Consider the following 11,362-nt stretch of genomic DNA (forward strand, 5'->3'; position numbering starts at 1 on the left):
AGGACGGCCCTAGGCGAAGTCGTTCGCGGGCCCGTCAGCTGTTGGCGTTGGTGCCGGGAGGTGGGGCGCCAATCGGCTTGTGGCGAGGCTTGCCGGGAGCCATGCGCGGCTTGATGGTCTTGTTGATGATCTTCGGATCTTCGATCAGCAAGGCGCCGCCCCCGATCTCGAGATGGACCACGAAAGAGTATTTGTATCTCTTGTCGAGGTCGTTCCTGTCCTTGAGGGTCAGCGAGCGCTTCGCAGGCCCGTCGGGCACGGTGATGTCGTGGTCTCCGTCGGGCGGGGCCTTGTCGCCCTCGCCAGGCTCGCTGTCTTCTCCGGGCAAGACCCAGATGCTGTCGTTGTGAGGCGTGCAGTAATACGCTTCATAAAGCGCATCATCGATCTCCACCGCGTCGGAGACCCAGTTGAATGTTATCGCAAGATCATCGGGCGCCTTGAACGCGTCGATGTTCCCGTTCTTCTTCACATAGATCTCCTCCAGCGGCTCGACCTGCTGGAAGTGGAATTTGCCCTTGTAGGTAGGATGGTTCTTCCTCTTCTTCACCTTCGTCACCGAGACGTTCACTGTGACATTGGTCGTCATTTTCCTCTCCTCTATTAGCGGTTTCGCGATCAGCTGAGGGGCAGCCGATCATCGTACGAGGGGTCGATCTTCAGCTCTGCCAGCCTGCCCCTCAGCTGGCTTGCAAGCGCGGTCTGGCCAATGCGCTGGGCGGCAACCGCCCTGAGCGAAGTGGCCCCGATACTGTCGGTCTCGATGGAAATGGCGCGGGCGTAGGCGGCCGCCGACCCTGCCCGGTCGCTTTCCCGCGCAAGGGCTGTCCCGTGGAGGAAATGGGCCGCCACGATCAGCAGCTGATGCCTTTCACGATTGGGGTCGAGCAGGCCGAGCCACTTGGCAGCCAGCCGCTTCATTCGCGCCGGCGCCATGGCATTCCTGTCGGTGAGCGCACGGGTCAGTTCGAGCGAGGCACGTGTGTCGATTGCCCAATCCTGGTTTTCCGGGTCCCGTGCCGTGAGGTCGGCGAGCAATTGCTCGACCCGTTCGAAATCCTCGGTGGCGCGACGGTCGAGACCCCGCCTCCAGTAATGGCGCGCCCTTTCGGCGTAGACCGTGATGGCCATTTCGGTGGTGACCGTATCGTTCGGGTCCCGTTCGCGCAGGAGGCGGGCGAGCCGGGCGGCATCATCGAATGCCATGCGCGCTTCACGGTCTCGCCCGAACAGAGACATCAGCCAGCCCAGACGACCCTTGGCAAACAGGGCGGCCTGCTGCGCCTCGCTATTGCCGGGGTCTTCCGCGAGCACCTCGTCGTAGAGAGCGATCTCCTCGCGGCGCGTCTTGGCCGAGCCCTCGAAGTCGAACAGTTCCTGGCGCGTTGTGGCGACCCAGCTGAGGCCCAGCCCGAGCTCGACCAGCAGGTTCGCCGGACGGCCCTCTTCTTCCGCCACGCGGCGGGCGATCGCGACGCTCTTCTCGAACAGCGGCAGGGCGTCCTCGTGCCTTCCCTCATCTCCTGCCAACGTGCCGAGGTTGGAAAGGGCATAGGATTCCTCCAGCTGCCAATCGAGATTGGTCGGATCCATCGCCGTGAGCCGCGATGAAATGCGTGCATATTCCTCCAGCGCGGTCCGGGCGGTTTCGTTCTCGCCGCGCTGCCAGGCGATGTAGCCGACCCAGAATTCGCTCTGGCCATGCGCGAAGAGGGCATCGGGATCGTCGGGATTGCGGGCGAGGAGTTCGCCGGTCGTGCGCGCCGCTTCGCGGAATGCAGGGAGCGCCTGCTCGTTGTCGCCGCGGCGATTGTGCATTTCGGCGACCAGTTGGACCGCGCGGGAGCGGCGCGCGAGTTCGTCGGTCGTGAGGTCTTCGAGGCGCTGGCCTGCGTAATAGTCCATGGCCCGTTCGCCGACTGTGTCGAGCAGGTCCAGCCGGCCGACCGGTTCCAGCTCCTCGCGCAGGTCGGTGAGCATGAATTCAATGAGGCCGTTGGCCTCACCGCGCTCGGCCCGTGCGGTGTCGCGCTGCTGGATCGCATAGAGAGCAAGGCCGAGCGCAAAGACCATGCCGATGAAGAAGACCCCGGCAATGATCGCCATCCGGCGATGGCGTTCCTGTCCGTGGCGGTCGACCAGCTCGTCGAGCGGGACGCCGGTGAGGCCCGCGACCAGCTTCTGCACGCCCAGCTTGCGCCCGTCTTCATCGGGCCTGAGATCGGCCGCGATCGGTTCGGCGAGTTCCTCCGTCGGCGTGCCGTCCTCATAGTGGACCAGCAGCGGCGGCGGCATGTTGTAGGGTGGATCGCCATCGACCACTGCGGGATAGACGCGCGCATCGCCGTTGAGGCGCTTGAACAGGTCGATCTCCTTCGCGATCCAGGGCGAGATCGCCGCATTGGGCGAACACAGGACTATGAGCGCGTCGCTGTTTGCCAGCGCCGCCTCCAGCTCGGCGCCGAGATTATCGGAGGCAGGCAACTCCTCGCGGTCCTTGAAGATCGGGCGGATCCCACTGCGGAAATCTGGCAGGTCGATCCCTGCCGGCAGCCTGTAATTCTCAAGCTGGCGGTGCAGCCACTCCGCGATCCGCTTGTCGCGATGCGAATAGCTGAGGAATGCCTTGTAGCGCCGTGCAGCCAAGCTCCTTCTCCGTTTGCGACCACGGAAACGACTCGGCAACCCACTGTTTTTCGGCAAGGTTGTAGCACAGATGCATAGCGCGCAACCGCCTCCCCCGGAGAGAGAGCGCCAAGAGGCCATGCCTCACTTGCGCAGAACGCAACAAAGCCTGACCTTTTCTCACTTTAGTTCAGTGATTGGCAACATTATTACAAGCCTCACAGCCGACGCGGGATGTCCCTCCCAATCTACTCCCCGCCGGCAACGAGATGGCGACAGTCCCTCCTCCAAGCGAGCCTGTCGTCGCCTTCCTCCGGGCCAGCGGCCCAGCAATGCTGATCCTGCGACTCTCCTGACGCAGGTGGCGGCTCCCCCGGAGGCGATATGGCAGCGAGTAGAGACGCGGCCGCCGACACCTCCTCTCCCCTCCCCCTAGTGTCGGGGTCGCGTCTCGAACCGCCGCCGAGCGCGTGTAACCTTCGCAAAGCTACGCGCGTATCTTCTTGCGCAAACACGTAAGGAACCTCTCATGAGCACACTCTTTGGCCGGATGGCCGTTCTCATCTTCGCGACTGGCCTTTCGGGCATGATGCTGTCGCCGGCATTCGTCTGATCCCATTCGCGATCGATACCCGGCAGGCCGAGGCCTAGCCGGGCATCCCAAGCCGCGCAGCCTCTTCGCGGAGCTCGCTCTTGAGCAGCTTCCCGATATGGCTGCGCGGCATTTCCATTATGGGCGCAAGCGCAGCTAGCCGCTGGGTCTTGCCGAGCCGCGCATTGACCGCATCGCGCACCTCTTCCGCTTCGCGCCCGCCTTCGGCCAGCCGCACGAAGCCGACCGGCGTCTCGCCCCACTGGCGCGACGGCATTCCGATCACGGCAGCTTCGAGTACATCCTCCTCTTCGAGCAAGGCATTTTCCAGGTCGACCGGATAGATGTTGAATCCGCCCGAGATGATCATGTCCTTGGCGCGGCCGACCAGTTCGACGAAGCCCTCTTCGTCCACCCGCCCGATATCGCCCATGCGCTGCCACACGTCGCCCGTTGCGGGATCGGTCCAGTACCCCTCGCGGGTCTGTTCGGGCCGGTTCTTGTAGCCGCTCATCATCGTATGGCTGCGGCCGATGAGGTTGCCCGGTGTACCGGGTTCGACCGGGCGATCCTCGTCGTCGAGCACCCTCAGTTCGCTACCCGGCGCAGGCCTGCCCACCGTGTGGAGCTTGTCGGGGAATTTATGCGCTTCGAGCAGACAGACGACGCCCCCCTCGGTCATCGAATAGATCTCGATCAGCGCGCCCGGCATGCGGGCAAGAACCTCGCGCTTGAGCTCGGCCGAGAAAGGTGCGGAAGTGCAATATTTGAGCACCAGCGAAGAGAGGTCGAACTCCTCGAAGCGCGGCTCGTCCATCAGGCGCTGGTATTGGACCGGGACCAGCATGGTGATGGTGCTGCGGTCGGATTGCGCGTGGTCGAGCCAGCGCATGCAATCGAACTTGCCCATCACCCGCACCGTGCCGCCCGCAAGCAGCGCGGGCAGGAAGGCGACCATCGTGGTGTTCGAATAGAGCGGGGTCGAGGCAAGGGTGCGCACCTCCAGCCGAGCCTCGAGCCAGCTCGCCGCCGTAACCGCGAATTGCCGCCAGCGCATCTGATGAGAATGAACGATGCCCTTGGGCGTACCGGTCGTGCCCGAGGAGTAGATGATATTGAACGGGTCGGAGGGCTGGTGCTCGACCGCGGGAGCCGTGGTTCCCTCAGGCGCCATCCACTCATCCAGTTCCTCGTCGAGCACGATGCGGGTCAGGCCGGGGAAGCAATCCTCGCCCAGTTCGGCAAGCTTCGCCCGGTCGATGAAGATATGCGCCGCCCCCGAATCCTGTGCCATGCCCGCGAGCTGGTCGGCGCTGGCGCTGGTCGTGAGCGGAGCAGCCACGCCGCCCGCCCGCACGGCTGCGAGGAACACCAAGGCGTAGGCCACGCTGGAATAGCCAAGGATTGCGACCGACTGGCCGCGCTCCAGCCCATCTTCGAGCAGGCGGGCAGCGACGCGCTCCACCCGGTCACCGAGCTCGGCCCAGCTGATCTCACCACCGTCATCGCGCATCGCGATCCGGTCGGGCTGGCTCTCAGCCCAATTCGCCAGAATCTGCGGGAACGAGCCGAATGCGGCCTGCAAATTCTCAAGCATGCGCGTGCTCTCCCCTTGCGCGATAATTCAGTCGCGCATGTGGTCGAGGATTTCACGCAGCCGCGTCAAGCGCGGAAGCAATTCTTCGAGCAGATCCTCGGGCACCTGCGACTGGAGTTCGGCCAGCGGCTCGCCAAGCCGGGCGATACATTCTTCGCGCATGGCGCGGCCCTTCGAGGTGATCGAGACCCGCTTGCCGCGCCCATCCTCGGGATCGGGCTTGATCGACACGAAGCCGCCGCGTTCGAGCCGTGCGAGCGTGTTGCTCATGGTCGGGCGGCTGACCTGGAAGGCACTCGCGAGCTGGGCGGGCGTCCGCCACTCGTGGCCCAACCGCACAAAGTGGTTGAGGATACCGAATTGCGCATTGGTCATTGCGCCGGGCAGCGCCTGCGTTGCCGCGTGGGTGGCAAGCTGGTCGATGATCCCGATTTCGTTGAACACGCGAAAGGCAAGCGGGTCTTCCGATGTCATGCAATATGGCTCTCAAGCGGCCAACGCGGCGTCGGCCCGGTCTCGGGGCCATAACCCACTCGCGCGAGCATTTGCACCCGTTCGCCTGCCCCGACCCCCAATAGCTCGTGGACGCGGGCGAACATCGGCTGGACCGCACGATATTCCTGCAGGCTCTGGCTCATCGGATGCATGCCGAGGCCAAGCGCGGTTGCCTGGAGATTTGCCCGAACATACTGGCGCCCGGCCTCCAGCTGGTCCTCGCGCGAGTTGCTCAATGTAGCGATCCAGATCAGCGCGGGGATCGAACCATAGGTTGCGCGCATCATTTCAAGCCCCTGCTGGAAGCCCGTGCTGTCCGTATCGGCGAGAGCCTCGCGATTGACCATGCCGGCAAGCTTGCCCGCTTCGATGATCGGCCCGTAGAGCTCGATCCCGTCGGGATTGGCATCGACTTCCCGATGCCCGATCCGCATCAGTTCGACGCTTTCCATATTCGCGGCATGAGTGGTCATCTCGGTCTCGATGGCTGTGACGATTTCGTCGCGGAGGACCGACACTCGTTCCGGGTCGTTCGTGTAACCACCCCCTGCCGCAACGATCTGCGACAGGTCGGTATCGGCGACTGCACGCGACAGGTCGTATTCTTCCTTGTTCGAACGTCGCCTGACAATCTGTCCGAACAGCGGATCGCGCGCGGCCCCATTCTCGACGAATCGCAGCGCCGCGACCGGCCGGGCATCGAGCACGGCATCGTCGGACCCGTGGGGGAAGGGATCGATCTCCATCGCCACGCCGCGTTCTTCGGCAGCGATCCGGGCAGTCTCCAGAAAGGTGCCGAAACCAATCGTCGTCTGCCGATCGAAGGGGTCGGTAACGGGCAGACGGCGGTCGAGATCGCAGGTGATAATCGCTTCGTCCTCTCCGACCAGCCGGATAACCCACGGCTGGCGATTATGCGGATTGGGAGCGAGGATTGCGTGCCGGAAGGCGTCGAGACGAATATCGGTTGGCGGAGTGGGGTCCAGATCCCACGGTTCGAATGCCGTAGTCGGCAGCCGGGTGACCCGCCAGGCCCCACCCGCGGCGACAAGCGCCAACCCGCCAAAACCTGCCGCCAGCACCGTCCTGCGCGAAACACCCACACTCGCTCTCCTTTTAGTTAGTTATCTAACTATATACAGAGATCCCTATCGTCAAGATCGCATAGAGGGAGGGTCAGCCAGTCAGCATTCGATGACGTTGACCGCCAGTCCGCCCTGCGAGGTTTCCTTGTACTTGCTGCTCATGTCGAGCCCGGTCTGGCGCATGGTCTCGATCACCTGGTCGAGGCTGACTGTGCTCTCCGCCCCTGTGCGGTGGAGCGCGAGCCGTGCGGCATTGACCGCCTTTACCGCACCGATGGCATTGCGCTCGATACACGGCACCTGCACCAGACCGCCAACCGGATCGCAGGTCAGGCCAAGATTGTGCTCCATCCCGATCTCCGCCGCGCTGGCGACCTGTGCCGGGGTCGCGCCCCAAAGCGCGGCGAGCCCGCCCGCCGCCATCGAACAGGCCACACCGACTTCGCCCTGGCATCCCATTTCCGCGCCCGAAATGCTCGCGCGCTGCTTGTAGAGAAGGCCGATCGCGCCCGCCGTCAGCAGGAACGTCCTGCGGCTGTCGCGGCAAGGCTGCTCGTCATTGGTAACGCAGTAGAAGCGGATGACCGCAGGGATGATCCCCGCCGCCCCATTGGTGGGGGCGGTGACCACCCGGCCGCCCGCAGCATTCTCCTCATTCACCGCCATGGCATAGCAATTGAGCCAGTCGAACAATTGCTCGCGCTCGTTCGATTGCGGGTTGGCGGAAAGCTTGTCCCACAAGTCGGGCGCGCGTCGTTCGACCTTAAGGCCGCCGGGAAGGATACCGCGCTGCGTGAGCCCGCGCTCGATGCACTGGTCCATCGCCTGCGCCACGCGGTCGATCCCGGCGAGTGTCTTCTCGCGCGGGCGGAAGGCATCCTCATTGGCGAGTACCAGCTCTGCAATCGACATGCCGGTCGCCTCACAGCTGGCGAGCAACTCCCCGGCTGAACCGAAATCGAACGGAGCAAGCGCGCCGGTGTTGATCCGGTCGCCCTTGGGCTTGCGCTTCAGCTGCGCTTCCGATGCCACGAAACCGCCGCCGGTCGAATAATAGGTCCGCTCAGCAAGCTTCACCCCTTCGCCATCGAAGGCGGCAAGCGTCATTCCATTGGGGTGGAGGTCGGGAATGATGTGTCCGGCAAGCTCGATGTCCGAGGCAGGGTCGAAGGCAAGCGGACGCTTGCCGCATAGCTGCAGATGCTTCTCTTTGCGCACGGCTTCGAGGGCCCGTGCCGCCTCATCCGGGCAGCTCGTGTCGGGCGCGAAGCCCATCAGGCCTAGGATCGTCGCGTCGACGGTGCCGTGTCCGATGCCCGTCAGCGCCAGCGACCCCTGCAGTTCGACCGCAAGACGGCAGACCTGATCCAGCTTTCCTGACTTCGCCAAGGATCGCACGAATGTCCGCGCTATTCGCATCGGCCCCACCGTATGCGAGGAAGAGGGACCGATCCCGATCCGGAAGATGTCGAGCACCGAAAGCATAGCCTCCTCATTGCCATATCTGGTTGCAATTGTAATCGGAAATTGCTGTTGATTTGCCCCCGCCCGGCCCTAGGGTCATGCCAAGGGAGATCGCCATGAAGCGAATGATGGCCGTGGCTTTGGCATGCGTTGCGGCGAGCGCATTGGCGCAGGAGGCTCCGCAAGAGCAGCCGCGCAGGGTGCTCGCAATCTTCGCCCATCCCGATGACGAGATTTTCATAGCTCCCGCCCTGGCCAATGCGGCGCGGCAGGGGGACGAGATCATGCTCGTTCTGGCCACGAGCGGTGACAGGGGGCCCGGCGTCTCCGCTTTTGAGCCGGGAGAAGAGCTGGCCGAAGCGCGCCGCGAGGAGGCCCGCTGCTCTGCCACGGCGCTCGGGCTCGCAGGCACGACCTTCCTCGATTACGGCGATGGCACGCTGGGCGAGATGCCGCGCGCTGCGGAAAGTCCGGCGCGCCTGCTCACTGCCGATCTGACCGAACTCATCAAAGACTGGCAGCCCGACCTCGTCGTCACCTGGGGTCCCGACGGCGGCTATGGCCATGGCGATCACCGGATGGTGCACGCGCTTGTCACGCAGGTGGTACAGTCCATGGCAGAAGGCCGGCCCGCGCTGGTCTATCCCGGTATACCCAAGGGTACCTTGCCGCCAATCCCGCAGATGCAGGACTGGGCGGAAACCGATCCTGCGCTGCTGCCGATCCGTCACGAATATGGCGACGCGGACCTGGCCGCCTCACGAGCGGCAATCGACTGTCACGCAACACAATTCGACGAGGCATCGCGCGCGCAGATCGCAGACCTTTTCCACGCGACGATCTGGCAAGGCGCAGTGCATTTCCGTGCCGCATTTCCGGCCTCGCCCCGGGCAGTGGAAAAATAGCGCGCGAACTGGCCTGAAAGCTTGGGATTCCCCCCTTCAGAGCCTATATGCTTGGCATGGACGAGAACACCCCAGAACAGGGCGCAGAAGCGCCGAAGAAGAACGCTTACGACTCCGATTCCATCAAGGTCCTGAAGGGCCTCGATGCAGTCAGAAAACGCCCCGGCATGTATATCGGCGATACCGACGATGGGTCGGGCCTCCACCACATGGTGTTCGAGGTGTCGGACAACGCCATCGACGAAGCTTTGGCCGGTCACTGCGACCTCGTACTGATCGAACTCAACGCCGATGGCTCGGTCAGCGTCGAGGACAATGGCCGCGGCATCCCCGTCGACATGCACAAGGAAGAAGGCGTGTCTGCCGCAGAGGTCATCATGACCCAGCTGCACGCGGGCGGTAAGTTCGAGAACACCAGCGACGACAACGCCTACAAGGTGTCCGGCGGCCTGCACGGCGTGGGTGTCTCGGTCGTCAATGCGCTCTCCGAATGGCTCGAACTCACCATCTGGCGCGACGGCAAGGAGCACTGGATGCGCTTCGAGCATGGCGATGCGGTCGAAAGCCTGCGCGTCTTGGGCGATGCTCCGCCGGTTGCCTCCAACGGAGACGAAAACGGCCTCAAGAAGGGCACGCGCGTTACCTTCATGGCGAGCGACGAGACCTTCAAGAACGTCACCGAGTTCGATTTCGACCGCCTCGAGCACCGCTACCGCGAGCTGGCCTTCCTCAATTCGGGCGTGCGCATCCTGCTGCGCGACAACCGCCCGGAAGAGCCGCTCGAACACGATCTCTATTACGAGGGCGGCATCGCGGCCTTCGTGAAATATCTCGACCGCAACAAGCAGGCGCTGGTGTCCGACCCGATCGCCGTGTCTGCGGAGAAGGACGGCATCGGGATCGATGTCGCCCTCGAATGGAACGACAGCTATTACGAGAACGTCCTCACCTTCACCAACAACATCCCCCAGCGCGACGGCGGCACGCATTTGGCCGCTTTCCGAGCCGCGCTGACGCGTACGCTCAATAACTATGCGACCAATTCGGGGCTGATGAAGAAAGAGAAGGTCTCGCTTTCGGGTGAAGACATGCGCGAAGGCCTCACCGCCATCGTCTCGGTCAAGCTGCCCGATCCCAAGTTCTCTTCGCAGACCAAGGACAAGCTGGTCAGCTCCGAAGTCCGCCAGCCCTTGGAAAGCCTGATGGGCGAGAAGATGGGCGAATGGCTGGAAGAAAACCCCAACGAAGCCAAGGCGATCATCCAGAAGATCATCGACGCCGCCGCCGCCCGCGAAGCTGCGCGCCGCGCGCGCGAGATGAGCCGCAAGGGCGCGATGAGCATTGCCTCGCTCCCCGGCAAGCTCAGCGACTGCCGCGAGCGCGATGCGTCCAAGGCCGAACTCTTCCTGGTCGAGGGTGATTCTGCAGGCGGCTCGGCGAAGAACGGCCGCGACAGCCAGTATCAGGCAATCCTTCCGCTGAAGGGCAAGATCCTCAATGTCGAGCGTGCGCGTTTCGACCGGATCATCTCTTCCAAGGAAGTCGGCACCCTGATCCAGGCGATGGGCACGGGTCTGCGCGACGAATTCGACCTTGAGAAGCTGCGTTATCACAAGGTCGTGATCATGACCGACGCCGACGTCGACGGTGCGCATATCCGCACGCTTCTGCTGACCTTCTTCCACCGCCAGATGCCGGAAATCGTTAAGGCCGGGCACCTCTACATCGCGCAGCCGCCGCTTTATAAGGTCGTGCGCGGTAAGTCGGAGGTCTATCTCAAGGACCAGGCCGCGTTTGATCGTTACCTGATCGATGCCGGCCTTCAGGGCCGCATCCTCGAAACCGCCGGCGGTGCGCGCGCATCGGGCGAGCTCGAGGCGCTGGTCCAGCACGCGCTCAGCGTACACAACCACATGAACTACGTGCCGCGCAAATATAACGCGCAGATCATCGAAGCGATGGCGCTGGCAGGTGCACTCGATCCGGCGGGCGGCGACCGTTCAGCAGCACTTTCCAAGGCTGCAGCACAGCTCCAGATGGGCGATCCGGAAGCCCAGTGGTCCGCCGAAATGGGCGAGGATGGCCATGTCCGCTTCCACCGCGTCTGGCGCGGCGTTACCGACGTGCATGAGATCGAAGGCCGCTTCCTCGAAAGCGCCGAGGCGCGCAAGCTGCACCGTGTCACGCAAGAAAATGCCGAAGTCTACGCTTCGCCTGTTCGCCTCATCCGCGGCAGCGAGGAAGACGCCGAAGAGCAAGTCGAAAGCGACGATGTAGAAGAGGCGGAAGACAACACGCCGGTCGTCGGCGACGATGCGCTGATCCTGCCGACCCAATTGGTCGATGCGGTGATGGCCGCGGGCCGCAAGGGGCTGAAGGTCAGCCGCTTCAAGGGCCTGGGCGAAATGGACGCAGAGCAGCTGTGGGAGACCACGCTCGATCCGGAAAACCGCGCCCTGCTTCAGGTGAAGGTCGAAGATGCCGACGTAACCGACGAGATCTTCACCCGCCTGATGGGCGACGTGGTCGAACCGCGCCGCGAATTCATCCAGGAGAACGCGCTCAACGTCGCCAATCTCGACGTCTGATCACACTGCAA

8 protein-coding genes are annotated in these 11,362 nt (G+C 63.6%); 2 read left to right on the plus strand and 6 right to left on the minus strand.

Translation table 11 applies throughout. The annotated features are described in order from the left end of the window. Positions 1-34: 34 nt before the first annotated feature. The 6 genes from K3146_RS10410 to K3146_RS10435 all read right to left on the minus strand — a co-directional run bounded on the left by K3146_RS10410 (position 35) and on the right by K3146_RS10435 (position 7,879). Positions 35-589, minus strand: coding sequence for a hypothetical protein (locus tag K3146_RS10410; RefSeq protein ID WP_221546217.1), 555 nt, complete (start codon positions 587-589; stop codon positions 35-37). Between the two features lie 29 nt (positions 590-618). After that, a complete protein-coding gene (locus K3146_RS10415; protein WP_221546218.1) occupies positions 619-2,646 on the minus strand; it encodes a toll/interleukin-1 receptor domain-containing protein in 2,028 nt (675 codons plus the stop codon). Positions 2,647-3,272: 626 nt separating this feature from the next. Continuing rightward, entirely contained in the window at positions 3,273-4,814 is a 1,542-nt protein-coding gene (locus K3146_RS10420; protein ID WP_221546219.1) for a class I adenylate-forming enzyme family protein, read from the minus strand. A 27-nt stretch (positions 4,815-4,841) separates the two neighbouring features. Further along, on the minus strand, positions 4,842-5,288 hold the full coding sequence (locus K3146_RS10425; protein ID WP_221546220.1) for a MarR family winged helix-turn-helix transcriptional regulator: 447 nt from the start codon (positions 5,286-5,288) through the stop codon (positions 4,842-4,844). Then, positions 5,285-6,412 carry an Acg family FMN-binding oxidoreductase gene (locus K3146_RS10430; protein WP_221546221.1) on the minus strand — a complete coding sequence of 376 codons (1,128 nt, stop codon included), beginning with the start codon at positions 6,410-6,412 and terminating at the stop codon, positions 5,285-5,287. Before K3146_RS10430 ends, K3146_RS10425 begins: the two co-directional genes overlap by 4 nt. Before the next feature lie 81 nt (positions 6,413-6,493). Next, positions 6,494-7,879, minus strand: coding sequence for an L-serine ammonia-lyase (locus tag K3146_RS10435; protein WP_221546222.1), 1,386 nt, complete (start codon positions 7,877-7,879; stop codon positions 6,494-6,496). A 95-nt stretch (positions 7,880-7,974) separates the two neighbouring features. Here K3146_RS10435 and K3146_RS10440 point away from each other — a divergent pair, with 95 nt between their 5' ends. Continuing rightward, complete coding sequence (locus K3146_RS10440) at positions 7,975-8,763, plus strand: PIG-L deacetylase family protein (protein WP_221546223.1); 789 nt, start codon at positions 7,975-7,977, stop codon at positions 8,761-8,763. Between the two features lie 56 nt (positions 8,764-8,819). Further along, the gene (gene gyrB, locus K3146_RS10445) at positions 8,820-11,351 is read left to right on the plus strand and encodes a DNA topoisomerase (ATP-hydrolyzing) subunit B (RefSeq protein ID WP_221546224.1); all 2,532 of its coding nucleotides are present in this window, start codon (positions 8,820-8,822) and stop codon (positions 11,349-11,351) included. Positions 11,352-11,362 lie beyond the last annotated feature (11 nt).

It is taken from the genome of Qipengyuania vesicularis, assembly GCF_019711415.1.
Lineage (GTDB): Bacteria > Pseudomonadota > Alphaproteobacteria > Sphingomonadales > Sphingomonadaceae > Qipengyuania > Qipengyuania vesicularis.